The organism is Paenibacillus etheri (genome assembly GCF_001012825.1).
GTDB lineage: Bacteria > Bacillota > Bacilli > Paenibacillales > Paenibacillaceae > Paenibacillus_AQ > Paenibacillus_AQ etheri.
Window position 1 is genome coordinate 1 of record NZ_LCZJ02000030.1, and the last position, 26711, is coordinate 26711.

23 protein-coding genes and 1 riboswitch are annotated in these 26711 nt (G+C 44.9%); all 23 genes read right to left on the minus strand.

The window, feature by feature from the left end; all coding sequences use genetic code 11:
- Nucleotides 1-201, minus strand: a 201-nt coding sequence (locus tag UQ64_RS18760; protein ID WP_167348499.1) for an IS3 family transposase, incomplete at its 3' end; no start/stop codon positions are given.
- Nucleotides 202-260: 59 nt separating this feature from the next.
- Complete coding sequence (locus UQ64_RS18765; RefSeq protein ID WP_060625064.1) at nucleotides 261-578, minus strand: transposase; 318 nt, start codon at nucleotides 576-578, stop codon at nucleotides 261-263.
- Between the two features lie 366 nt (nucleotides 579-944).
- Complete coding sequence (locus UQ64_RS18770; protein WP_082651203.1) at nucleotides 945-3650, minus strand: discoidin domain-containing protein; 2706 nt, start codon at nucleotides 3648-3650, stop codon at nucleotides 945-947.
- Between the two features lie 51 nt (nucleotides 3651-3701).
- A complete protein-coding gene (locus UQ64_RS18775) occupies nucleotides 3702-5222 on the minus strand; it encodes a glycosyl hydrolase (RefSeq protein ID WP_060625065.1) in 1521 nt (506 codons plus the stop codon).
- 153 nt (nucleotides 5223-5375) lie between these two features.
- Nucleotides 5376-6926: a glycosyl hydrolase gene (locus UQ64_RS18780; RefSeq protein ID WP_060625066.1), complete on the minus strand. Its 1551-nt coding sequence runs from the start codon at nucleotides 6924-6926 to the stop codon at nucleotides 5376-5378.
- 12 nt (nucleotides 6927-6938) lie between these two features.
- Nucleotides 6939-7018: riboswitch (cyclic di-GMP riboswitch) on the minus strand.
- A 136-nt stretch (nucleotides 7019-7154) separates the two neighbouring features.
- The gene (locus tag UQ64_RS18785) at nucleotides 7155-8528 is read right to left on the minus strand and encodes a sugar phosphate nucleotidyltransferase (protein WP_060625067.1); all 1374 of its coding nucleotides are present in this window, start codon (nucleotides 8526-8528) and stop codon (nucleotides 7155-7157) included.
- Nucleotides 8529-8865: 337 nt separating this feature from the next.
- Nucleotides 8866-9036 carry a hypothetical protein gene (locus UQ64_RS30955; RefSeq protein WP_156417614.1) on the minus strand — a complete coding sequence of 57 codons (171 nt, stop codon included), beginning with the start codon at nucleotides 9034-9036 and terminating at the stop codon, nucleotides 8866-8868.
- Between the two features lie 217 nt (nucleotides 9037-9253).
- Nucleotides 9254-10594, minus strand: coding sequence for a UDP-glucose dehydrogenase family protein (locus tag UQ64_RS18790; RefSeq protein WP_060625068.1), 1341 nt, complete (start codon nucleotides 10592-10594; stop codon nucleotides 9254-9256).
- A gap of 4 nt (nucleotides 10595-10598) precedes the next feature.
- A complete protein-coding gene (locus UQ64_RS18795; protein WP_036676592.1) occupies nucleotides 10599-11699 on the minus strand; it encodes a glycosyltransferase in 1101 nt (366 codons plus the stop codon).
- Nucleotides 11700-11760: 61 nt separating this feature from the next.
- Nucleotides 11761-12900 (minus strand): glycosyltransferase family 4 protein, encoded by a 1140-nt coding sequence (locus UQ64_RS18800; protein WP_036676593.1) that lies wholly within the window; start codon nucleotides 12898-12900, stop codon nucleotides 11761-11763.
- Complete coding sequence (locus UQ64_RS18805; protein ID WP_060625069.1) at nucleotides 12900-14087, minus strand: glycosyltransferase family 4 protein; 1188 nt, start codon at nucleotides 14085-14087, stop codon at nucleotides 12900-12902. Before UQ64_RS18805 ends, UQ64_RS18800 begins: the two co-directional genes overlap by 1 nt.
- Nucleotides 14074-14931, minus strand: a complete 858-nt coding sequence (locus tag UQ64_RS18810) for a glycosyltransferase family 2 protein (RefSeq protein WP_060625166.1) — start codon at nucleotides 14929-14931, stop codon at nucleotides 14074-14076. The genes UQ64_RS18805 and UQ64_RS18810 overlap by 14 nt, the downstream gene beginning before the upstream one ends.
- Before the next feature lie 26 nt (nucleotides 14932-14957).
- Entirely contained in the window at nucleotides 14958-16343 is a 1386-nt protein-coding gene (locus UQ64_RS18815) for an oligosaccharide flippase family protein (protein WP_060625070.1), read from the minus strand.
- Nucleotides 16309-17787 carry an O-antigen ligase family protein gene (locus tag UQ64_RS18820; protein ID WP_060625071.1) on the minus strand — a complete coding sequence of 493 codons (1479 nt, stop codon included), beginning with the start codon at nucleotides 17785-17787 and terminating at the stop codon, nucleotides 16309-16311. Before UQ64_RS18820 ends, UQ64_RS18815 begins: the two co-directional genes overlap by 35 nt.
- The gene (locus tag UQ64_RS18825) at nucleotides 17784-18557 is read right to left on the minus strand and encodes a WecB/TagA/CpsF family glycosyltransferase (protein ID WP_060625072.1); all 774 of its coding nucleotides are present in this window, start codon (nucleotides 18555-18557) and stop codon (nucleotides 17784-17786) included. Before UQ64_RS18825 ends, UQ64_RS18820 begins: the two co-directional genes overlap by 4 nt.
- Nucleotides 18554-19900, minus strand: a complete 1347-nt coding sequence (locus UQ64_RS18830) for an O-antigen ligase family protein (protein ID WP_060625073.1) — start codon at nucleotides 19898-19900, stop codon at nucleotides 18554-18556. The genes UQ64_RS18825 and UQ64_RS18830 overlap by 4 nt, the downstream gene beginning before the upstream one ends.
- Before the next feature lie 9 nt (nucleotides 19901-19909).
- Nucleotides 19910-20845 carry a glycosyltransferase gene (locus UQ64_RS18835; RefSeq protein WP_060625074.1) on the minus strand — a complete coding sequence of 312 codons (936 nt, stop codon included), beginning with the start codon at nucleotides 20843-20845 and terminating at the stop codon, nucleotides 19910-19912.
- A 25-nt stretch (nucleotides 20846-20870) separates the two neighbouring features.
- Complete coding sequence (locus UQ64_RS18840; RefSeq protein ID WP_060625075.1) at nucleotides 20871-21563, minus strand: sugar transferase; 693 nt, start codon at nucleotides 21561-21563, stop codon at nucleotides 20871-20873.
- A 30-nt stretch (nucleotides 21564-21593) separates the two neighbouring features.
- The gene (gene galU, locus UQ64_RS18845) at nucleotides 21594-22484 is read right to left on the minus strand and encodes a UTP--glucose-1-phosphate uridylyltransferase GalU (protein ID WP_036676615.1); all 891 of its coding nucleotides are present in this window, start codon (nucleotides 22482-22484) and stop codon (nucleotides 21594-21596) included.
- Between the two features lie 149 nt (nucleotides 22485-22633).
- Nucleotides 22634-23275 carry a CpsD/CapB family tyrosine-protein kinase gene (locus UQ64_RS18850; RefSeq protein WP_060625076.1) on the minus strand — a complete coding sequence of 214 codons (642 nt, stop codon included), beginning with the start codon at nucleotides 23273-23275 and terminating at the stop codon, nucleotides 22634-22636.
- Complete coding sequence (locus tag UQ64_RS18855) at nucleotides 23259-23999, minus strand: YveK family protein (protein ID WP_060625077.1); 741 nt, start codon at nucleotides 23997-23999, stop codon at nucleotides 23259-23261. Before UQ64_RS18855 ends, UQ64_RS18850 begins: the two co-directional genes overlap by 17 nt.
- A gap of 265 nt (nucleotides 24000-24264) precedes the next feature.
- Nucleotides 24265-24900 (minus strand): response regulator, encoded by a 636-nt coding sequence (locus tag UQ64_RS18860; RefSeq protein ID WP_042185164.1) that lies wholly within the window; start codon nucleotides 24898-24900, stop codon nucleotides 24265-24267.
- 23 nt (nucleotides 24901-24923) lie between these two features.
- Nucleotides 24924-26570, minus strand: coding sequence for a sensor histidine kinase (locus UQ64_RS18865; protein WP_042185158.1), 1647 nt, complete (start codon nucleotides 26568-26570; stop codon nucleotides 24924-24926).
- Between the last annotated feature and the right edge of the window lie 141 nt (nucleotides 26571-26711).

Here is a 26711-nt window from a genome sequence, read left to right on the forward strand (position 1 = left end):
CTTCATATACAAGCCAACGGTTCTCTCGGTGACCTTGTAGCCCTCATGGCGCAATTTTTTTGTGATCTTAGGGGCACCATAGCGTCGATTGTTATCGTAATAGTGATACGTAATTCGCCCCATTAACTCACGCTTGCGCAACTCTTGCTTGCTTGGCATAGAGGTTTTCCACTTATAGTAGCCGCTCCGTGAAACTTCCATAACCTTGCACATCTTCTCCAAGTTGAACTCGGAGCGATGATCCTCAATAAACTGGAATCTTAGTTCCTTGGTTTGCTGAAGATGTGCACTGCTTTTTTTACGATTGTGAGTTCTTCCTCAACGTCTGCAATCCTTTTATCTTTCATCTGAATCTCATGTTCTTTTTCTCTAAGCAGCTGTTCCATCTCTCGGAATCGTTCCAAGGTAACAATAGGTTCATTTTTGAAGTCGCGATATTTAGCCTTCCACCCATGCAAAGTCTTTGCTGGAATGTTCAACTCTAACGAGATATCCTCCACCGACTTTGTCTGCTCTTGCAAATATTTAACAGTGTTTCTCTTAAATTCTTCGTCATACCGTTGCCGCTGTTCACCCATGTGAACACCTCCTTAGATATCTTCATTATCTTAATCTCTTAACGAGGTGTCCACTTTTAATTCTAGCTTCATTTCTCCCTATAATACGAAGGATTTTCTAAAAAACGGCGATATCCGCTGGAATACAGGGAGAAATTCCCTATATTCCACCTGTTCATCCCTAAAACACAAAATTTATAGGGAAGAATTCCCTATCCCATTGTAGATCTATCTCACAGTAATCTAATCTCCATTTCATACGTAATAAAAGATAGGTGCAATACTTCTACTTTCTTATATTTGAACACAAATAACCTCTTCAGGAAAATTCCCGGAGAGGTTATTTAGTATGGGCTATAAACGATTATATAAATTCAAATGATACCCTTATTCTCTGGAATACACCTGCAGCTCTTGAATGGACCAATAATTCCCGCCAGCTCCATTCTGCACAATTTTGATATACCTCGTCTTCACTTTAGAAAAGGATATCTTAGTAAGCTCTTTCGTGCCTTTTCCAGACGTGAGTTTGTTCCAGTTTTGAGCATCGTCAGAAATATAAACTACGTAGTCTCTTGGATAATCAAAAGGTGATAACGTACTGTCCAACTCTATACTTTCAATTTCATGTACTCCATTCAGATCAATCTGGAAATACTCCCCAGAAACCTGATGTTTTCCAGTGTCCCAGCGCGTACGCCGATCCCCATCAATAGCAAGACTCGGAGCTGACGCCACCGTATTCACATTTGAGGATACCTTCCATTTAGTACGATCCAGAGGAACCAGTCCAGTGGCTGTAATCTGAACTTTATCGGACAGCAGTTTTGAACCTGATACCCTCACTGCATAGGTATATAAAGTTCCTTCATGTAAATTATGATCCGTGTATTCTGTAAGCTTCACATCAGTAGCGATCACTTTCATTTCCCCACCGCTACCATCAGCTCTAAGTAACTCGTAGCTTGCTCCTGGTGCCTCCAACCAATTTAATTTTACAGCTAAACCTTTTGTTGCTGCGGCTTTGAATCCTTTAGGGGCCGACGGCTTTACTTCAGAGGAAGGCTGCAAAATATACTGCACAGCCTCTCCTGGAGCAAGTGTCTCCGTAAAGGTTAACGTGGGAGTAGCCTTTTTACCTGTTACATAACTTCTTGCTTTTTCATACGTATCCCCGTTTCCAAAACGTTCCCCTTCATACACACCGTTTTTCGGCATAGTCACATTTACACTCACAGTTTGTGGAGTAGACTCAAAGTTAACGAAATTAACCAGCACCTTATTTGAGGTCGCTCCGCTTCCCGCAAGAGACTTCAATGTAGAAGTATCCACGGCCCGAACATAAACCAGCTTATCGGCTAACACATCTTTGTTTGCAACTCGGTAAGTTAATGGAGCTCCATGCGTAGCATAAGCAAGACTGAGCCTTCTCATAATGCTGACACGTGAATCCTCGTTCTCTTTTGTATAGTAAATCTCTGTGGTTGCCGGATCATGCTCTTCTAAATTAAACCCGTATTTGAATAAACTGAAATCCTTAAAAAAAGCAGCATGCTGCACAAACATATCCGCATAACCGATATGCGCACGCATGATCCGATCGAATACAGCCGCTGTCCGCTCCGTTGCCCCGTATTGATAGGCATCCAAATGACTGTCCGAGGTACCAAATTCAGTGGTCAGCATTTTTTTGCCGAGTCCATTGTCTGCGCCAGTGAAGGTCTTCAAATTCTCAGTAAAGCTTCCTCCATTACTAAAAATATAAGAGTCGCCGTAGGAATGTCCATTGGTCAAATCCGTAACCTTCTCCAGCTCCATACGTTGCTCTGGATCACGTTCCCAGCCATCCGGATCTCCGCATTCCTTCCCAGTACCCTTCTGATTACCGCAGGAATCCTCACTGTAGCTCGGCCAATACGCCCAGCCCGGAGCAACAGTTTGTAAATGGGGCGCGATTTGCTTACCCTTTTTATTTAGCCAGTCCGCGATCGCCAGGTTAACTGCCTTAGAACGATTGAATAATCCTGGCTCATTATCTACCTCATAATATTGAAAATAGGGGCTATATTGCTCAAAATAATCCGTCAGCTTTTTCTCTGCATCTGCGGGCAACGATCCGTCTGCCTTAAGCTTAATATCACCAGTATGCAAATACAGAGCAACCGCCTGCATGTTGTAATCCTGCAACACCTTGTAATATTCCATCATATCCGAGCAGGACCGCCCAACATCACTGGCACAGCTGGTTCGCATCACATTGCCGCTATAAGCCATACCTAGCCATTTGATAACATAAGGCAAGTGCGTAACTGCACCTTCATCAAAATAAAACTGCTTATTATTCACTACTGTTCCGGTCAGTGTGTAGCTGCCATGAATAGGCTCGGAAATTGGAGCGTTAAGAGATTCTAAACGGAGATTATCCCATGTCCACCAGGAATATTCGTCTTCTTTGTCACTGCAATATAAACAGCGAACCGTTTGCAGCTTCAATTCGTTCGTTCCCAGCTTCAATTGCTCCTTGGGAATGTATAATTCATAGGACTTTTGAAAGCTATATTCACTTTCTGTGCCCGATACGCCTGCAATTTGAATGATCCCCGACAATTGATGATTGGAAAACACACTCATTTGCGGCACGGATTTATAAGCATCCAGAATTCCTACGCTAAATAAGACCCCATTCTCCGGGATCTTATTTAGCTGATAGGTGATCGTTAATTCCGGCTGGGTCTTTCCATTCAAGCCTGCAGGCAAGCTCTGAAGAGCCGATGATTTGAGCGCTGAAGAAGGAACATTAAATTCCTTCTTGCTGCCAGAAGTGCCACTCGCAGCGAATTCAGCTGCTGAGCCATCATGTTGTCCCAGATTCCAGATCACAGTACCATCCGGTATTTCTGCTGCAGCATCAGTTCCTGCAGATAGTCTCGGTATATTGGCACCTACCTTATAATCGTTCGTCCTATTCGTTCCGAAAACAGAGACAGACAACAGAAACAAGACGGTTAATGCGGCGAATTTTAGTAACAACAGTAATGGTTTGTTTGCAGATATCTTATTTTTTCTATTAGATATTCTCCTCGTTATTCCCATCCATAGGTCCTCTCTTTCTTCCGGAATGTCTTACCCTATCATTTCATTAGATTAAGGAAGGAACAATGCCCCTTGTGGAATCACCTGCTGCTTCTGGCTGGAACTCTCCCATAGCAAACGAAGATTGGCATCTCCTTCATTCTCATAATATTCAATTTGGATATCATAAAGCGTTCCAGCTGTGAGCGAGATACTTCCTTTATGAAGGGTTGCACTTTGATTTTTCCAATTGTCGATGATCAGCTTTCCGTCAATCCAGACACGGACTCCATCATCAGAGGATGCCGAAATCATATATTTTTCACTGAATTTGGGTTTGAGCTTCCCTTTCCAGCGTACAGAAAAGTGATCTTCATTTATCTCTGATGCAGGTGACGCACCATGCCAATTAAAATCAATCTTACGGTCATCGCGGATAAGTACCGCTTCTCCCTCTAAATCGGTATTGTTATAGTATTCTCCAGTTAAACCCGTTGGAGTTACCGGGGTTACCGGTGCCATCGAAGGGCCTCCTGTTGTGAGAACGTAATCCTCTCTGGATACTATAAACGAGTCATTCATAAAGCTTTTAATTGACTGTAGCGTATTATTTTCTGTCAGTAATTTTCCCCAGGTCATCATATAGACCCATTTATTTTGTTTCTCAGTTAATACATCCGGGTTCGGCAGCTGTCCGCTCTCCCCGATTCCGATAGGTTTACCTTCAGCAAGTGCGAGCAGATCCTCATAGTAGGACTGCTTATAATCGTTATTGTAGATATCCGCAGCCAGAACATCGAGTTTATCCGCACCGGGATAATATGCAGCATAAGGATCTGCCCATTCATTCGGCGCATTCGGATTCCACACCCACAGTAGATTATTCAGCTTGTGTGTGTTTACAAAACGATCATAGACAATATTCCAAAGCGCTGAAAAATTGTCCTTTTTCCCCCACCAAAACCAACCGCCGTTCATTTCATGGTAAGGCCGCCATAAGACTGGAACTCCGGCATCACGCAGTTGTCCCAAATAGCCAGCGATCTCGTCTAGATCAGAAATTAGACTCTTATACTGAGCTGTCCCAGGCGTAACATAAGCATTAAACTTCTCTTGACTGAGACTTCTGTTTACATTGGACCATTCTGGAGATGTTCCCGGCAAACTCTGATGGAATGTCACGGCTACAATGCCACCCTCTTGATGCCACTCAATTGCACTGTCTATCACTGCTTGCCGCTGTTCTGCGATCGTCCCTTCGGGTTGATTATTAATTGCCCCCAATTCATAACCATGAAGAACGGCATTTTGTCCCGATGTATTCTTCAGCTTATGAACCAGTTCATCTGGACTTTCTAGATAATCATGCTGGCCAGACAGGATTCCTTTGCCACGTAGATTCATTAAATTACTCAGCAGCTGCTTGGCTTCTTCAGAAGCTGATGGATTGCTTGGTATAGCCGGAGGAAGAGAGGAAGAAACACTCATAGCCTTCGGAAGACTCTTAACCTCTCCCCAAGGCAGCAAGGAAAAAATAATAAACACCGGTAATATAGTAAACAACAATCTGTTTTGCTTATAATATTTACGCAAATAAATCCTCCTTTCGGTAGCTGTACTGCCTCCACAGGTAATAAATGAACAGACCTGTTATCGGACAATCGTCTTCTGACCTAATGAGGACTATAGCTTAGTAGCTCTGCAATAACGCAGAGCCACTAAGGATCGACCTTTAATTTTCATCAATCAGGAGACATCCGGAAGAAAAAGTGAACTTGCTGGAACTGTCTCTTTAGCTTGACTAGCACTTTCCCACATCAAGCGGACTCTCGCATCGCCTTCATTCTCGTAATACTCCACCTTGATATCGTATAGCTGGCCAGCCTTCAGCGTTATATTGCCCTTACGCTCAGTACCACTTTGCTTAGTCCAACTATCAATCACGGATTCGCCATTCACCCAGACACGGATGCCATCATCTGAGGTAGTGTAAAATGTATATTGCTCATCATATAATGGCTTAATTTTACCGCTCCAACGTATGGAGAAACGATCAATCCCGAGGGCGGCATCCGGCGATCCTTGCCGCCAATTGAAATCGATAATTGCATCATTTCTAGTAAGAGCTGCTGCTCCCGATAGCTGCATGTTGTTGTAATATTCTCCTGCAAGCCCCTTCGCGAGAGGAATGGCTGCCCCACCATCTTCTTCGGGGGGGGCCGGCGCGGGTGCAGCGCTAGGTGTGGGTGTCAGATCAGTATTTAATTTATCTCTAGTCAGGGTATAGTTGCTATTCATAAAAGTTTTGATTGCATCTGCACTGTTATTCTCGTAAAGCATTTTTCCCCAGCTCATCATATACGTCCATTTACTTTGCGATTGCTGAAGATTCTCCAGATTAGGCATTTCACCATTCTCCCCGATTGCAATCGGTTTGCCTGCGGCCAGACTCAACAAGCTGTCATAGTATTTTTGCTGGTAATCATTTTCGTATATATCTGCTGCCAGAATATCTACTTTATCTGCTCCTGGATAAGTTAACGCATAAGGATCTGACCAAACATTCGGAGCATTCGGACTCCATACCCATAACAAATTATTTAATTTATGAACGTTAACAAAACGGTCATACATAATATTCCAAAGTTTAGAAAAGTTATTTTTCTTCCCCCACCAGAACCAGTTCCCGTTCATTTCATGATAGGGTCTCCAAAGTACCGGAACGTTGGCATCGCGCAAGCTTTTTAGGGAGACTGCCACCTTATCAAGTTCAGCGATCAGACTGTTATATTGCTTGGTACCCGGTGTAACGTAACTATCGAACTCACTCTGACTAAGTGTTTTTTTCACATTATCCCAGTCATAAGAGGTGCCCGGCAGGTTAGCATGAAAAGTCATAGCTACGATCCCGCCCGCTTTATTCCAGTTGATGGCGCTGTTCACCACATTTTGACGCTGCCAGGCCATCGTTCCTTCGGACTGACCGCTGATCGCGCCCAGTTCATAACCGTGAAGAGCTGCGTACTGTCCGCTTGTTCCCTTCAGCATATTGTTAATTTCATCTGGACTTTCTAAATAGTCATGTTGACCAGCAATAATACCTTTTCCTGAAATCGAGTAAAAATAGTTAAGCAGCTTTACGGCTTCAGGTGAGGCATCTGGGGTAACTGGCGTTCCAGAATTTGAAGCAGCTATGACAACAGACGGCGAAATTCCAACAGTAAGCGGAAGTGCAGTCAGAAACAGGACGAGTGACAAAAATGCGCCAAGCAATCGATACGTACGGTAAGCTTTCAAAATAATCTCCCTTTCGGTAGCCAGGCTGCCACTCTTTCGAAGGCCCTATAGCTTTGCGTCCCTACCTTTCGATAGGTTTGCCTTTTCAATTTAAGAGAAATAATCTCTCTTTCCGTAAGTATCGACGACAATTAATGATATATTTAGTGTTTTTATGACTTTTCTAGATAATTGAGTCATTTTACCTGTTTCAAGAAATTTCGGATTGGTTAAATAGATAGGTTAGACCTATGAAATGAATTGTTGTAGTTCTATATCATTCCAGTCTAAAGTAATACGAATGTTATCTTCTTCTACTAATTCAGAACCCGTCTGTACCTCTATAAACTCAACATCCGTCAAAGCAAGGATCGCGTGTTTCGTTCCTTCCGGGATACGTACTACGTCCCCAGCCTTCACATTATGTTTTTTCTCATTCAGCACAATACTTGCTTCGCCGCTGACGATTGTCCAAATTTCACTACGCTTGCGATGTAATTGATAGCTGATATTATTCCCCTCGGATATAAAAATCCGTTTGGTCAGCACTTCATTGCCCTCATCATATTTCACATAATCAATAACTTTGTAATGGCCCCAGCGGCGTTCCTCGTACATCGGTCTCTGTTCAAAGGTCTTCAGCACTTCTTTAATCCGTGGGCTCTCCGCTTTATGGGTAACCAGAATTCCATCCGGGCTAGCCGCGATGATCAGATCCTTCGCACCAATTACCGTAATCGGAATATCCAGCTCATTAATCAAGCAAGTTCCTTCAGAATCCGCCGTCACAAAACCTTTTCCTACATGCTTGCTGCTCATTTCCTCTGTCAGCGTATTCCACGTTCCAAGATCCTTCCAGAATCCATCATACGGCTGCACCACAATATGTTCTTCTTTCTCCACCACTTCATAATCAAAGCTGATGGAAGACAATAGCTTATACTGCTTCTGCAATTCTTCATATCCTAAAGGCAACCCTTTACGCTGCAAAATATCTAATAAGTACCCTAAGCGGAAGGCAAACACTCCGCAATTCCACAATGCATTTTGCTCGATGAGCTGTTCTGCTTGTATGCGGTCCGGCTTCTCTTGAAAGTGACTCACCTTCATAAAACCATTTCCCCCCGCCTCTTCAGTGGTAGGAATGATATATCCGTATTTCTCTGAGGCATGTTCAGGAACAACACCCATTAGTGCCAGATTTGCTCCGCTTTCCAGCATGGTTCCCTCAAGCATAGCTATGGTATCGAAAAAGGATGCTTCTACATAAGGATCAACAGGCAAAATCGCTATCGTCTCCGCTGGAGAAACACCTGCAACAGAATAAAGATAGGTAGCTGTTAAGGCGATGGCCGGAAAAGTATCCCGACGCTCCGGTTCAACGATAATCGGCACATGACTTCCCAGTTGGCTTTGTATCATTTCTACTTGGCCGCGGCCGGTGGCCAGATAAGATGATTCTGCCATCCCCGCTTCCTCCAGCTGTCTCCAGACACGTTGTACCATGGATTCTGGTTCACCTTGAGGGCTTTCAAGTACCTTTAGAAATTGCTTTGAACGTGAGTCGTTGGACAACGGCCATAACCGTTTACCTGAACCGCCTGATAGAAGTACCATTTTCATAGAATGAACCCTCCTTGAATTGATATCAAAACGTATGTCTTCCGTTTGGTGATCGTTGGAATGGATGCATTTAAAAACTTTGTTAGGTATGAACCACTCCAAGGGATTTTGGACTTCCGATCGCTGTTATCCTCAGATTTCCTGATTGAACCGCTTCTCGCGGTAGAAATCCGAGGATAGCATATGCTTTCGAAGCTAGCTTTCCTACGGAAATCTTTCGGGCGAACACTCCGTTTCTACAGTTCCAAGTTCCCTTTCCGTTCTTAACCTAACCAACTACTTTTTAACAATGATCCATGCGCACCGTGCTGTCCCAGCCGGAAGCGAGCACGTTTTTCTAAAGATTCGCTTCTGCTCCGGGGGAGGCAGCAGCAACTGCAAGAACAACTGCAACTACAAGAGCAAGACTAGTTGCCACCACGGAGACAAAGACGATGACAACTATAAGTGCTACTGCTACTGCTACTGCTACTGCTACTGCTACTGCTACTGCTACTGCGATAAACAATCAGAGTACACTAACTATATAAAGATAAGGGAACGAAGTGGCGGAGGAGAATTTTGGAACTGGAGGAGCGATAGCGTCCGCCTTTGTCTGCGGATTTCTACCGCTATTAGCGGTTAAAATCAGGAAATCTGCAGACAACAGCGGCCGGAAGTCCAAACATTCTCTGGAGTCACGGCTCATCCCTAAATAGAAAAATCACAAGTTCAATATATATAGATTAAACCGCTCCAGCCACACTAGCAGAATAACCGCTCAGTCCACCCATCTGCGGGCGGCCCACAGAATGATAAACGAGGCCGGTACCCTCGATTTGCTCCTTGGAATACACGTTACGTCCATCGATCAGCACCCCATTACGCATGCTTTTCGCCAGCTGATGCAGATCAATGTCCTTGAGTAGGCTCCAATCGGTCAAGAGGCATACGGCATCGCTGCCCTCAGCCGCTTCCTCTGGCAGATTGCACCAGCGAAGCTGCGGATGATCATATTGCTGCCTGAAATTTGTAGCTGCAATTGGATCATATAGTTTGACTGTTGCCCCCTCAGCCACCAGTGCCTCAACAATCTCTCTGGCGGGAGCTTCGCGGACATCATCAGTATTAGGCTTAAAGGCAAGCCCCCATATCCCAATCGTCGAACCGCGCAGGCTGCCAAGTGATTCATGCAGCTTGGAGATGATCATAAACCGTTGTCCCTTGTTCACTTCGACTACAGATTTCAATAATTTGAATTCATAATCGACGTTGCCCGCAATTTGAATGAGCGCATTAGTGTCTTTCGGGAAACAGGAGCCTCCATAACCGATACCAGCCTGCAGGAAGGATGACCCGATTCTTTGGTCCATACCCATTCCTTGTGCTACCTCGGTTACATCAGCTCCCACTTTTTCACAAATATTGGCGATCTCGTTAATAAAGGAGATCTTCGTGGCCAAAAATGCATTCGAAGCATATTTGATCATTTCTGCACTGCGGATATCCGTTACAAATACATTTTCTGTGAAACCCTTATGAAGCTCGCGCATGGTTGGTTCCAGCTCTGGATTATCAAGACCAATGACAATTCTGTCGGGATGGAGGGTATCGCGAATCGCTGACCCTTCACGTAAAAACTCGGGAGCAGACACGATATCAAAAGAATGATGGGTAAACTTAGCGAGAATTTTGGAGATTTTCTCATTTGTCCCTACGGGAACTGTAGATTTAGTCATTATAATTTTGTGCCCTTCCATCGCTTTAGCGATTTCAGCAGCTGCACCCTCAATGTAGGTTAAGTCTGCTTCACCATTAGGCAGCGATGGCGTACCTACAGCAAGAATGATAATATCTGAATGCCGCACCGAATCCTGCAGATCCGCAGAAAAAGATAACCGTTCCTCACGAAGATTCAGTTCAATCAGTTCCTCAATTCCCGGCTCATAGATGGGCGATTCCATCTGTTTCAGCTTCTTAATCTTTTCCTCGTCCTTATCCACACAGATGACATGATGTCCGCTCAGTGCAAAGCATACGCCAGATACAAGACCCACATACCCAGTACCGATTACTGTCAGCTTCATATAATCATCCTCCTTTTAGAAAATTGACGTAGGCCTGCTCAACATACTGCTTGAACTTAACCATAAACGCCTGCTCATCGAATTTACGTGCATGCTCCATAATTTGATCGATATCCCAAGCATAGGACTCTACCTCGTAAATAGCCTTTAGTAGATCCTCCACTTCTTGATGCTGAAAGAACACACCATTTACATAAGGAATAATAGTATCCAGTGCCCCACCTGCTTGATAAGCAATTACCGGTCTTCCTGCAGCGTTCGCTTCCAGCGGTGTAATTCCAAAGTCCTCTTCTCCTGGAAAAATAAACGCTCTACACTGTGCCATCATTCCAGTCACTTGCTCATCTTCTAACCGGCCCAGAAACGATACATTATCCTTTGCCATGCCTTCGAGACGCTTGCGATCTGGTCCATCCCCTACGATATAAAGCTTAAGACCGTTACGGTTAAAAGCCTCTACTGCCAGATCAATCCGCTTGTAGGAAACAAGCCGAGATACAATTAAATAATAGTCACCAATGGTTGAAGAGCTTGTAAACCGGGCTGTATTAATCGGTGGAAATATGACATCTGCATCCCGGTGATAGTAATTCTGAATCCTCGTCTTCACTACTGAAGAATTGGCTACGAACTGATTCACATTTTTAGAAGTCCGCTGGTCCCACGTTTTGAGCTGCTGCATGTATACCTTAAGCATTTTCTTGAACAACCCGGAATTCGACTGACGTTCCATGTAGGTGTCATAATCCCATGCGAAGCGCATAGGCGTATGGCAGTAACAAAGATGAAACGTATGTTTAGGAACTTGAATACTTTTCATAAAAGCACTGCTGGAACTCAGGACGATATCGAAACCGCGAAAGTCCAAATCACGGATGGCCATTGGATAAAGTGGCAGCACCCCTTTAAAATTGGTCTTTACCCCCGGAATCTTTTGCAGCCAGGAGGCACGGATATCCGCATCTTTGAGATTGTCAGTAAGGCGGCTTCCGTTAAAAACCGTTGTGTAGATTGGAGCCTCGGGATACATGTGATGAAAGACTTCCACCACTCTTTCCGCGCCGCCCATTTGGATTAAGTAATCGTGCGCTATCGCAATTTTCATGTGAATCATCCTCAAAGTTTTATGGAGCATCATCTTCAGAATTACCGCGTCATATCATCTGTCAGGTGCCCGCCAACAAACCTTTATAGTAGTCAACGATGTCCTTGACCGTATTCTCGATAACAAAATGCTCTTTCACTCGTTTCATCCCATTGTCCGCCATCCGCCGTCTTTCCTCTGGGTGATCCAGCATCCATTTAATGGAGTCTGCCAGTATCGCCGCGTCACCAGGCTCTATCAGTAATCCTGTCTCACCTTGAACTACAATTTCTACCGGCCCGCCTTCATTGGAGGCGATCACCGGTAATCCCGCTGCCATTCCTTCAACGATAACTTGGCCAAAAGGCTCAGGAGTTACCGAAGTGTGAATCAGTAAATCAGCAGTATTCATAAGGCCTTGAATATCATCCACATGCCCTAGCATGCTTACATTAGTAAGCTCGTCGTTTTTTATCTTTTGAAGCAATTCCTGCTTATAAGCCTCTTCTCCAAACAGAGCGTCTCCGGCCAGCCAGAACTTCACACGAGGTTCGTTCTTAAAGCTTTTTGCGGCTTCCAGCACAATATGCTGACCTTTCCAATGCGCCAATCGACCAACTAGCAATACGTTAAAATCTTTCTGGTCCCGCATGCCGATCCCATTACCAATCGCTTTAGCGAAAGCGGAGTATACGACCAGCGTTTTTTTCGAACGCGGCAGCTCCAAAGCATTCAGCGTAGAATGTGAATTCGCGATGACTCCATTGGGGAGCAGGCGCGACAGCAAACGAATACCTTTGGCAACAATAGGCTTTAAATAAGGGGCTCCAATATGATCCCGGATGTGCCATATCAATGGAACACCCGCTATTTTAGCAGCGATTGCTCCGTATAATGCAGATTTCAGGGAATTGGTGTGCACGCAATCTACCTTCTCCGCTTTTAAAAGCGGCGCAAGCTTCCGGCCATAAGCCAACAGCTTGAAGGCTGCAGCAGGTGCTCCCAAGTTGACTGCATTTCTACCCCGACTTCTGATGCTCTCATCCAGCGGAATAATACGGACATCCATCCCTTTTTCACGCAGCCGTTCAGCCAGCGCACCATCCTCAGCCAGGATTACCAGTGGATCAATCTGTTCTCCAATATGGGTAAGGATATTAAACAGGGCAACTTCTCCACCACTCCATTTAGCAGTGTGATCTATATAGGCCACTCTAAGCATTACGTGGTCACCTCCTCTCCTAAGGCTTGCAGGAACACGGATTCTACTTGATCCGTAACATGCTCCCAGGTATATCTCTCCAGTACATGCTCTCTACATTCATCCCGGCTCGGAAGCAGCTTTCGATTGCTAAGCATATGGATCATGCCTTCGGCCATGTGGTCACTACTTGAACTCTTAAATAGCAATTCCGGCCGGAAGCCTTGCAAAATTTCCTTATTGCCGCCAATCGGTGTAGCCATCACTGGCAATCCTGAAGATAAGGCTTCAACGGTAATCAAACCAAAGCCCTCCAATGCCTGTGAGGGAACCACGAACATGTCCGCTGCCTGATAATAAGAGGCTAGTTCATGATCGGGAATGTAGCCTAGCAGTCTTACCTTGTTGCTTAAGCCATAGTCGGCGATCTTTTCTTCCAGTTCTCCTCGCAACGGCCCTTTACCACCAATCAGCAGAATTGCATTCGGGAAACGCTCCGCAACTTGCTTCCAGGCTTCAAGCAGCTGTAGTAGTCCCATCCGGTTGACCAACCGCCGGACAGTCAGCACGGTTGTTGCTCCCTCAGGTAAATTTAAGCCTCGGCGAATCGCCAATCGATTCGTAGCGGGAATAAAACGTTCCACATTAGCTGCTCCTGGAATCACTATAATTTTGTGTAGAGGCACTCCGTGCAGCTTATGGAGAATGTCCCGGAACGTCTCACTAAGCACGATGAACTTATCCGCTAGCTTATAGGCTCTATGTTCAATGGATTTGGCGATGGTTGTTTTGACCCGGTGCTTAATACCTTGGCCTTCGATTTTCATTTCTTCATTCCATGGGCCATGAAAAGTCATCACTACAGGAATCCCGCGTTTCTTTGCTTCCAGGGCTGGACCAATACCATAAGGAGCAAAGTGAGTGTATAAAATATCTATACGGCCACTGCCCTCTCCCATCAGATCGGCCGCTTTACGCTGGAATGCATCCTTACGTTTCCAGATCCCATCTTTTGGATCTCCGGCATTGTGAATAATCAATTCCTCAGGGGTAGCAGGCGTCTCTTGACTGCAAATCAGCGCATGCACCCGATTACGTGAGGAGAGTTGCTCGCAAACGGATTTGAAATACGTGTTAAGCCCACCCGGCTGTAGCGACGGCCAGCTAAGGCCAGTCGTCATAATGTTCAATCCGTCACTGTACGGCATAGCTTCTCTCTCCTTTATTCTCCTTCTCGGTCTGACTCGTCTTCGCATTGTGCTGAGTCAGCTTTCCCGATCTAATTAATTCGTAATGCTTGAAGCCGACCATGAATTCATACATGACCCAGAATACGGATACACCGAAACCTGACATTCCCTTCTTGAACAACCCGTGTAAGAAATACTTTTGCAGGAAACGGGCTGGTGGCCTTAACAGCAGATGACTAACCCGAAATCGTTTGCCCTTGGCATACGCACTTTCAGCTTCCAAGTCAGTGTACTTATTGAAGCGTGCCACATGATCATTAATACTGCGGTAACCATAATGCCAGAGGGTTCCTGTCAAACGTATGGTTCGCTCTTCAGAGACCTCGGGCATCTCGTGCACCAAGCTATTTCGAATTCCATATGCTTTGCGGTTGTATAGGCGCACTAGATATTCGCCACGATCCAGCCATCTGCCCATAAAGTCGCCGATCCGGTAGATAGAATAGGCAACCGATTGATCCATAAGCCCCGGCTTCAGTTCAAGAATACTTGCGGCCAACTCGTCGCTGACCACTTCGTCAGTATCAATAAGGAAGACCCAATCATGAACCGCGCGTTCTACTCCGAACTCCCTCTGTTTCGCATATCCGGGCCAAGGGTTGACGTATACTCGACAATTCAAGCTTTCAGAAAGCTGAGCTGTCCCGTCTTTGCTGCCTCCGTCAATCACAACCACCTCGTCGGCGAATAACCTGCAGGATTGTATGGCCTTAGATATTCGAACTTCGTCATCCTGAGCGATGATGACAGCCGATATGGGATAATTGCCTTGGCCGCCTACCACGCTTTTTACTGAATCCATGAAGGTTTCCTCCTTTGTCTTTCGCATTATCCATTCATATCCATAGGTTTCTTGCGAATGTAAGAATTCATCGTCGTCTTCATCCACTGAATGTCCTCCCGGGTAATGAGCAGCCGCGGAAGTTTAACTTTTAAGGTGTACTTTATATTGAGAACAATGAAGAAAAATCGCAGGATTGCTGATGACAACATCGCTATCCCTGCTCCGAGTAAGCCAAATTTAGGGATGAGCAGGAACAACATTGGGATAACCAAGAGTAAGCCAAAACCTTGAAGCATCGAAACAATTTTCGGCTTGCCTAGCGCCATAAAGGCCTGTGCCAGAATGATCGTCCCTCCGCTAATGGTCACTTCAAGGAGCAACAAGCGAAACACGGTTAATGCTGCATTGAAGTCTTTGCCGTACATCAATGGAATTACTAAAGGGGCTAAGAGCATCAGGACTACTCCGCCAAGCATGGTGAAGGTCGTACTTATTCGAAAGGCTTTGAATGTTAACTCAACTGCCTGTTCTTTTGACAGCTCAGAAGCCTTAGGAAACAACACGATCGTAATCGAGCTTGAGAAAAAATTAACCATTCGCGATAGACTCACAGCCACTACATACAGTCCCAAATCAGCAGGTCTTAACAAACCGGCGATTACGATCTGATCGATATAGGTAGAAAAATTGCCAAGCAAGTCATTGCCGTAGGAACCTAGGCCGTAAGTGAACAATCTTTTTAAATTCTGAAAGGCCCCTCTCATCTTCACCTTATAGGTGCGAAGCAAGGAAATCGTCATTCCGATAAACAGCGGCGCCCCCGGAAGGAGATAGGCAACTGCAGTTGTAAAAGGATTCATCTGATCCAGCGCGATCAATATCCCGATCATCGTCAGTGTAAGCAATGGCACTAGATAGCGAATCCAATTAAATCTCTTGTATTCTCCTCTGAATTGAAAAGCTGCATTGTTAATTTGAGAGATCGCTATAATCGGACACAGAATCATAGACCACTGAGCAAAGGTCACGACCTCCGGACTGAAGGACTTCAGCCAATAAGGCAAGACTACGATACCTATAATCATCGCTATGACCCCAAAAATGACACCGAGCAGCAATGCCATACGATAAAGCACTCCGGCATCATCCGGGTTTTTCTTAGCGTTATAGATCAGAGCTGAAGGAATGCCAAAGCTCATGCTAAACGCCAGAAACTGTGACCAGTTAATCATTGCCGTCTGTTCCCCACGGCCTGTCGGTCCAAGATAACGGGCGGTCAGTACACCCGTTAACATGTTAATCAATAGGATCATGACACTGACAAACATAGTTTTTACGGCTGCCGAGCTGTTGTCCTTACTCTTGGCGAACAGTCTAAAGGATGACCAGATTGTTCTAGTGGGGAGAGATTTTGCATTCAACTGCTGCATACGGTGTTCCCTTCCTTCTACTTTGAGTAATCTCCCTTGCGCTGAGGCCAAGGCCAATCAGCATCCAGATTAAATATCCCTTAAGTCCGGGAAACCCATTATCTGAAACTAGACTGACAATCGCACCGGTCCAAGTAGCTAACGCAAGTCGGGCGTAGGGCTGCAATTGGTCCCTGCTGATTACTCTAGCGAATATCTGTTTGACAACTGCGCCTAAAGCTCCGAAGAAGAAAACAGCACCCAGAACACCAAAGGTAAGCAGTAAGGCGATAACTCCGTTATCCATAATTCCGTACTCTCCAAGCTCGCCGTCATTACCAAGCTTAGTCCCTTGGCCTACACTCCCAATTCCCTGACCTACTGGATTGGCGGCGACCATCGGCAGCATGTTTTGCCATAAGCTTAGCCGTTCATTATAAGAGTGATCTTCCTGAACAGAAGATAGTGTCTCTACCCGAGCAACCAGTCCTTCGGCGCCAGGCAATTTCGGCACAACCCAGAATAACGCAGCAGCCACAAAAACTAATTGGATCAAGGTTTTCCACTTTCCCTTAGAAGGAGAGGTTCCAATGTACATGAGCAGCATCACCAGAAGTATCAGCCATGCCGCGCGTACTAAAGTAGTCAGCAGGCAGATTACAACTAGCAGAACGCCGATCCAGCGCAATGTTCCCCGCCATTTTTTCTCCAGTATCATCGGAACTAAAGCAAACGCTAAGAATGTTGCAGCCGGTCCGGGCGAATTCAGCGTAGAGAACACTCGAATTTCCAATGGATATGGATTTCCGATGGACATCATGTCCGCATGTTTCATCCAGAACACATCCCAAGGTGGCACCGTTAAATACTGAATAATCCCGTAAATGGCAACCAGGACAGCAATATTGGCAAAAGCGGTAAGCAGTCGGTCGATATCCTTTGGCTTGAACTTTGTGACGGCAAAGTACGGCAATAACAGCAGTGGCACAATATAACTCGCTAAGTCATAAACTGAGCCCATGCCATTCTTAGCCAAACCGATTAAAGCACCATAACCTAGCGCTACTGCGAACATTAACATGATCCGCGTGGAGGATTTTTGAATATTGTGAATCTCCTTCAGCAGCGGAATAATCAAGGTTACACCGGTTAACAAGGGGGCTAAACTCAGCAAGGATACAGAGTGATACACTCCTTCTGACCAGTCAGCAATGCGGCGTAGCTCTGGAGCTACTGCCCAGATTAGCAAGGTATAAGCAACCAGCATTTTCGGTCTAAGTATGGCTAACAAGAAAGCTGGGAATAGGATGGCTGAGAGAATGGCTCCCTGCAGACTGTTCGATGAACTCAGCATCGCACTGGAGAAGCCAATGATCAGCGGAAGAGAGACACCTACAGCAGCAGTCCCCCCTATTAATCCAGCTGTCTTAATGAACCTAAGTGATGGGGGCGTAAATACACTCATTCCAAGCCTCCTTCCTTCACCTTATCCCGCTTACGCAGTTCCTTAAGTAATAAAAGTAGAAATTGTGCATCATCCACAAGATATCTTTTCCAGAGCCGGCCCGGCTCCTGGCTAAGCCGCCAGAACCATTCGAACCCTGTTTTTTGCATGAAGCTAGGCGCTCGTTTCACTGAGCCTGACAGAAAATCAAAGGTCGCTCCCACTCCGATCGATATCGGAGCTTGATAAGAGGTATAGTGGCGATAAATCCATTTTTCCTGCTTAGGCGCTCCTACACCAACAAACACGATATCTGGCCGGCACTCTGTCAGCATCTCTATAATGCGTTCATTCTCCTCCTCATTGTGCTCGAATCCATAGGATGGAGAATAACAGCCAACCACATTTATTCCGGGATGTGCTGTTTTCAAATTCATCGCTGCCCGTTCCGCCACGCCTTCAGCTGAGCCTAAGAAGAACAGCCGGTACTTCCTTTGCTCAAAGGCGTTGCCCAATCGATTAAATAGATCCGCGCCGGATACCTTCTGCTTAAGCGGCTTACCTAGCATTTTGGATGCCCAGATCAGTGGCATTCCGTCAGCAACAACTGCGCCTGCCTGCGAATATACCGTTTGAAATTCTTTATCCTTACGTAGCTTGATCACATGATCTACATTGCAAGTGAGGATATAAGACTGATTCCTCTCCTGAATGGTTTTATCAATGTAATCAAGCAAATCCATAAAATCATAGTTATCAAAATTGACATCGAACATATTCACTTGATTCATCGTATCACTTCTTTTTGTGGGGAATCGGTTGGCTGTGAAGAACGATACAGGCAGTTCAGGTACCAACAGAACGGAATAATAAATTGGACCGTCGACAGCGTGTTATCGGAGAAAGAGTAAATTAAAAACGCTGCAATAAATAACAGATAATAAGGTTTGATCGGCGGAGCCAATGCTCTGTACACCAGAATAAATACAGCCAATAAAGAGAACATCAACAAAATAGCGCCAATATATCCCCCATCGAAGTAAAAGCGGATATACTCGTTGTGCGGAACCACAAAACCTTTGTACAACGTTCCATCATTTGCTACCGTAACTGCACCAAGTCCTCTACCAGACCAAGGAGAGTCCGCAGCCTTATTTAAGAAATACTCCCATGCCTCGGACCTTCCTGATAAATCAACAGCCGTATCCGTTTGTCTCTCAAAGGAACGTTTCTCAAAATTATCGAGCTGCCAGAAGACAGCGACTACAATTAGAAAAAATGCACCCAACAACGGAATTAGCAGATAGGTTCTGCCCTTCAAATATTGACGAAGAATATCATAGAAGTAATAGAGAACGGTAAGTCCAAGTGCCAATATAGGCCCTCTTGTTCCTGTTCCAATCAAGATAAAGAAATTTAGAACTAACATGATATAGAAAAAGCGTGCTTGCTGCGGATTCCGCTTCACCTCTATAAATGGAATCGCTACTCCCATAAAGGCCAGCATCGCTAGATGTGCAGGAATGTTAGCCCCCTGAATCCGTACAGCGCCTGTATACTCGATGTTGAGAAAATTATGAACATGCGCAAGCTGCAGCAACAAACCAACCACTACACTAACAAGGGGCAGCATACAGATAATTTTGATTTGCAGCTCGGCTACATTCTTTTTCCAGTTGATTAATAAAAATACGAATGGAATCGATAGACCGATAAAAGCTTTAACTGCAATGGATGAGGTCATTTCCGGCAGCCAAATCGAAGATCCAAAGGTAATCACCAGCAGCGCCACCATTGCCCACAAGGGGTGACTCAGACGAAACCGCAAACCATTGACCAGAATACAAGGAACAAGCAACATCACGATAACCAATTTATAAAGTGACAATATTTCCATTCCGAACATGCTGCCATCATATAAAAAGTTAATCGATATTGCCGTCGTGATTAGAACGAAATAACTGATCAGTTCAGGCCGTGAAATCGAGATTCCCAGCAAAATAATCAAAAGCACGGCAGCTATCGCTATCATCGGCTGGTAGATGACCGCCGTTCCAAAGAACAGGGCCGACATGAGATAGAGCATTCCGTATGGCAAAACATTTAATTTGGAGCCCCACTCAAAATTAGTCATGTTAATCCCTCACCCCGCTGCGGAATGCCTCTCCCGACCCAGAATCATATGAAGCGTTCCACGAATACTCTCCAGCCTGCATTTGTTCAAAAGCCTTCTTCCTTTGCTCCTTGAGAGAATAGAATCAGCCAGGATATACACGAGCTTAGCGGCTGTCTTTCCCACTAGAATTAGCTTGCCTTTTAGCCCTTCGCTTTTCATAGCGTTAGAGATACCTTGGCTATAATAGCGCCTCATAATCCAGTCTTCCGTCAAACGGGCTGCCGGAACGAAATGGTCAACCGCCATTTCCGGATGATAGAGGATGGAATGCCCTTCTTTTTGAATCTGTCCGAATAACCAGGTCTCTTCACCGGAGAGTAGAGAATCACCCTTTCTTCCCAGATCCAGGGGAAAAAGACTGATGTCGAATACGAGCTTCCGCATCGCCATATTGGCCCCACAAGGATGAAATTGCTTGGGATATTCCTTAATCCGGCTACCTAAATCAACAATGGTGTACGGAAGCTCAAAGGGTTTAATCAACCATTCCGGACGTTTACTTTCGAATATAGGAGCGATTTTGCCTCCCATAGCCATGACCTCCGGTTTACTCTCGAAAGTACTGACAATCGTTGTTATCCATCGCTGGCAAGGTATCGCATCATCATCCAGAAAGGCAATCAGCGGCGATTTGGAAGCTAGAATTCCTGTATTTCTAGCCGCTGAAAGCCCCTGCATAGGTTCCATCATGTAGCGGATATCCATATCAGCTACATGCTTTGCTATAAACTTTTTGACGCAAGCTTCTGTATCATCCTTGGAACAGTTATCCACAACAATGATCTCCGCTTGCTCTAAGTGATCCAGCTTTAAAAGTGACTGAAGCGTCTTGATCAATAAAGGTGCTCTGTTGTAGGTACAGATGATAATGGAAAGCTTAGGAACGTCTCCGTATTCACGCATCGGCATTCACCTAATTTCCACATTATTAATAAGCATCTTTTGAACCGAGTAACATCAGTCCGGTTTTAGCAATGATTTTTAGATCCAGCATGGTGCTCCGAATATGGATGTAGGTTAAGTCCAGCTGTACCATTTCGTCGAAGCCGACACTGTTCCGGGCATTCACTTGCCAATATCCGGTACAGCCTGGTGTAACCGTCAAACGCTGTTTGTCATATTCCGTATACTGAGCCACCTCTTCAGGCAGCGGAGGACGAGGACCGACCAGACTCATTTGACCTATCAGCACATTCCACAGCTGAGGTAGCTCATCGATGCTCGTCTTGCGCAGGAATCTCCCTATCTGTGTGATCCGCGGATCGTTCTTAATCTTGAACATGGCACCGCTCACTTCGTTATAGGCCATCAGGTTTCCTTTTAACTCCTCAGCGTTACTTACCATGGATCTGAACTTATACATCGGGAACTGCTTTTCTTTCTTCCCAACCCGGTTTTGCCGAAAGAACACCTTTCCTTTCGGATCCTCCAGCTTGATCAGAATCGCCACGACAACAAATAATGGCATTAACACGAGAAGACCAAGAGCGGAAAAAAAGATATCGATCATCCGTTTCATTATCAAATAGGACTCCGCTTCTTTCCTTCTCTCATCGGTATGCAGCATGTAAATTTTCGGCAGGACCGCCTCGTAGTCTTCCGGCAGTTTTTGCATGCTCATCCTCCTCATCTAAAATTTTGCGAACTCAACTTAACTACTCAAGCTGGTTTGTCCCATTTTATTCAGCCATTCCGACATTGCATCCATCACCGGATAGCGCAAATCTTCGCTCTGCAGTGCAAATTCAAGTGTTGTCAAAATATATCCAAGCCGTTCGCCGACATCATATCTTGTTCCGTCAAAATTATAGGCATATACCCGTTCGCTCTGATTCAGCTTCTGAATGGCATCTGTCAATTGGATCTCTCCGCCAGCGCCTTCTTCCATCAAATCGAGATACTTAAAGATCTTCGGAGTAAACACATAACGGCCCATAATTGCCAGATTGGAAGGTGCCGTACCTAGTGGCGGCTTCTCTACAAAATTGTTAACCCGATACAATTTACCGTCCTGTAAATCCGGTTCAATAATACCGTAACGATTCGTGAATTCATCAGGAATCTCTTGAACTCCGATAACCGAGTTTTGTGTTTCTTCATATTGATCGATCAGCTGCTTAAGGCAAGGTACTGCTCCTGTGACGATATCATCGCCTAACATGACACCAAATGGCTCATCACCGATAAACCGTCTTGCACACCATACGGCATGCCCCAGACCTTTTGGTTCCTTCTGGCGAATATAGTGAATTTCTACCTTGGCTGAACGCTGAACCTCTTTAAGCAGATCCAGCTTTCCATCTTCCAGAAGCCTAGATTCCAGCTCAAACGCATTGTCAAAATGATCCTCAATGGCTCTTTTACCTTTACCAGTAACAATGATAATATCTTCAATACCGGAAGCAATAGCTTCCTCCACAATGTATTGAATGGTTGGTTTATTGATAATCGGAAGCATTTCTTTAGGCATGGCTTTCGTTGCAGGAAGAAAGCGCGTACCTAGTCCTGCCGCGGGTATGATTACTTTTTTCACCTTTTTCATCGCACTTTACCTCCTAAAAGTTTTGTGAGCATTAGCTTCAATGATTTGACTTCGTACAAAACTCACTTCGAAAGCATACACTTAAGTTTTGTAAGCATTAGCTTCAATGATTTCACTTCGAGCAAAACTCTCTTCGAAAGCATAAACGTTTATTTAGCCTGGTTCATGGCAATTCCGATTAGATTAGAGCCGGTCTGTTCAAGCAGCATCTTCGCTTTACGAATCGATTCCCGTTTGGACTTTCCGTATCTGGCCACTAGGATCACGCCGTCCGCTTGAGGTGCCAATATACGAGCATCACTGAAATCGACTGCCGAAGGAGAATCCAGCAGGATCAGATCGTAGTTTTCTTTTAGTTCCTTGAGCAAAGCGGTCATTTTTGGGTTACCTAGCAAATCCGGCGGACTAACATGCGTTTTACCCGCCGGGATGACCGAAAGATTGGCCAGATTTCCGAGGACAGCGATGTTATCCGCTTCCTCTTGCCCACTTAAATAAGCCGCAAGCCCGTCACTACCCTCTACTTCAAACACTGTATGAAGACCAGGATGTCGCAGATTGCAGTCCACCACCGCTACCTTCTTGCCATCCTGGACGAAAGACACCGCTAGATTTGACAAAATCGTCGTCTTGCCTGCTCCCGCTTCTGCTGACGTAAAGAGCAGCACTTTTCCTCCGCTACCCTGCGCTATTCCAAGCTGGCGTATATATGTGCGTAGCGATCGGAACGATTCCGAGATATGCGAGGATGGATTAACGTCCGTAACCAGACTCTTATTTAGCCGTAACATAAGCACCCTCCTTCACTCTTGTGTTGCCGCCTGCCGCCTTACCCAAATCGCGTTTACGAATGGTTGCGATCGAAGCAATTACCGGAAGACCAAGGTCATATTCCGCTTCCTTTTCAGACCTTAATGTGCCGTTAAGAGTTTCCATCAGCAAAATAATTCCTAGGGCAGCCATAAGCGATACAACAAAGCTGATGATGAGGTTCATCGCAAACCCGCCGTTCGAGGGCCCTGGAACATCAGTCGGATCGGCCGGTGTCAGCAAGGTAACATTGTCTACCCTCATCAGAGATGGCAATTCACGAATGAATGTCTGCGAAACCGCATTTACGATCCCGGCAGCTTTGGTGTAGTTTTCATCCTGAACATTGAGGTTGATCACCTGGCTCTTCTCTGAAGTTTTAATCTCAAGCTTCTGACTTAGTTCATCAGCCGTCAGACCAAACTCCGGGTGATTTTCTATTACGCTTTTCATGATGGTCGGTGATTTCATAATTTCCTTGTAACTCTCAATTAAATTCAGGCTAAAGCTCAAATCGTTAAGATTGTTGCTCTCGGGAGCCTTGGCAATATTGTTGACAAGCAGCTGTCCGGAAGCGGAATAGACGGGTTCAACGAAGTTTTTACTAACGTAGTAAGTCGTAGCACAGGAGATCAAAACGAACACCATGATGAGCCAAAACCTTTTTTTAATCAGGTTAATGTAATCCAGAATCGTCTTTTCCACAGTAACCCTCCTTCCGCTAAAATTACATTCTGAAAGCATTCATGAAAGTTTCAGTTGTTGCTTTAATTCTATCAATCCACACCATTCGCCACATGGCTCATACCATCACTTTCCTCTTCACTTTGGAGTAAGACGTTGTACCCCTTAAGAGGGGGGTGAGGTATACTTTAGTGCCATATTTAGGGCTAATTTAAGTTTTGACGCACAAAAAAACACGGACATCCAGTCCGTGTTTATGTACAATGCTTATACATTAGTTCAACTTTCACTCATAAGACATTTCATATTTGGTCAATCCGACAGCATTTGCGTAAAGCGCTGCCTGTGTACGATCTGCCACCTGTAATTTCGCTAAAATCTGACTGACATGCTTTTTCACTGTAAATTCACTAATAAAAAGACGTGAGGCAATTTCTCTGTTGCAAGCGCCCTGTCCTAGTTCGATTAAGACTTCCTTCTCTTTCGGGGTCAATTCATCTGTCGGACTGCTTTCACTCATGCGCATCTTATCTTCCATCAGACCAGGATCATAATACTTTCTCCCTTTATGGACCAACTGGATAGCAAATAGTAACTCTTCAGGCAATGCCTCTTTCAGTACATATCCGTCTACCAGCACTTCCTCAGCTTTCAGAAAATCCTCTCTGCTTGCAGATGATGTCAGCAGAATAAACTTACTAACGATACCACGAGCACGCGCTTTCTTGATGACATCAAGTCCTGATTCATCCGCTAGTTTAAGATCAATGAGTACAAGGTCAGGCTGCGTCTCCTCAATCACAAGAAGCGCTTCTTGGCCATTCGTCGCCTCTCCAGCAAACTTCACATTCGGTTGCATCGAAATAACGGATGCCAGCCCTCTTCTAACTAGAGGATGATCATCTACAATGACGATTTTCATAGAAACGACCTCCGCCCTAAAGTTTATGCATTCTTTAATTCAGCTACACCCACAGGAATGGAAATCAAGATTCTCGTTCCCATATTTTCATTACTGGACAGCTGGAAGTCGCCACCTAGCGACTGCGTCAAATATTGCATATTCTTCATGCCAAGCCCACTTGCACTATCTTCGGATTCAATCCATAACAAATCAGTATCAAAACCAACACCATTGTCACAAATCAATAATCGGATCCAAGTCGGCTTCAGAGACAGTTCTACATCCACTCGACTTGCAGCGCCATGCCTGATGGCATTTCCAGTGGCTTCAGAGATAATCCGAAAAAGCGCCTTGTGGTAAGGATAAGGGAGACTGAAATCATCTCCCGTTATTTTTAATTCAATATCAACATCATTTAATCTGGATAAGCTCTTCAAATGTGATCTTACCATGCCCAACCATGTAGGCCCGCCACTCTTCTTGGAGCTAAGACTGTAGATCGTGATCCGCAGTTCTTTAGCAACCTTTGTAGCAGAGTCATGAATAAGCTCAATTTGTTCTTCTAGCTCATGATCTGACATTCTCTTCCACGATTCCTTCAGCGAATGCGTCGCATACACAATACCAAAAAGGCTCTGGGATACACTGTCGTGCATTTCATCCGCAATCCGGTTCTGTTCGTTCGTGATGATCAACCGGTTCTCAATCACACCAAGCTCATGCCTTTCAAGAATATTCGCACTTAGCTCAGATAAGAATATCAATTGTTGAATATACCATCTGCGGCCTTCCAGCCCCTCTGTAGACTCCAGCTTGAGTCCAATCATCCCTACAAAACGGGTGCTCATCCGTACAGGCATCAGCAGGAAATCTCCTAATCCCGGAAGATTTCTAAAAATAGGCTCTCGCTGCAATCTCCATTCATGCTCATGTTTTCCCAGTTCTGAGAATAGGAACTGTTCCTCTTCCTGCTGCCAGCCAGTCTGCCTGCTCTGCGGAGCTGGTTCTCCGCTTTTCTTGGCGAACCAAAACAAAGCCTTATCTAGCTTCGTTAGCTTAACAACATAATCGGTGATCACTTGACCGATATTCATGAAATCATGTTGGCTTGAGGTTTCCACGATATGGTACAGCGATTTGATATGCTCCATCGTCTCTTTCGTGCGAGCATTCGATTCTTCACGTTGCCGCTTCATCCGATTAACGATCTGCATTATTATAACCGTAAGTACCAGTGTTAGAAACAGATTCCCATTTACAAATACAATTTCCAGAAAAGTTTTGTTCGCAGAATTGATAAAAAAATAACAGAGCACCGCAAAAATACTGATGTAACTTAAGAGCAGCGACCATCCAAAATAAATGGACAATGAGCCTGCAGCAATCAATACAGGGTTTAGCACATAGAGCCTAAAGGAACTCTCGTACCCACCGGTAAACAAGGTCAATGCAATAATTCCCACCATCTCTATACTAACAGCCAGGACGAGAGTCTTTGGCCTGCTTCGTAACCTCCGATAAAAAAATGAGAACGTTTGTGCAAACAGAAAGAGTATGGCAATGACAAGAGATTTATAAATTACGGAAGGTCCCGTTTTATCTAGAAGATACATGAGTGATGTGAGGGACAAAGAGAAGTACCTGTAATACTCAATCAGTTTGTCTTCTGCAGTTGGTTTGATTTTCATCCCACCACCCTATTCTCCAGTTTTTTTGGAAAATGCGAGATTGTACTGTGCTCGATAAAAGCATCATACATGAGAAAAATCACAATAACAAGTTGACATTTCCCATGTTTGCGCTTCCATTTGAAAAATAGTTACAAAAAA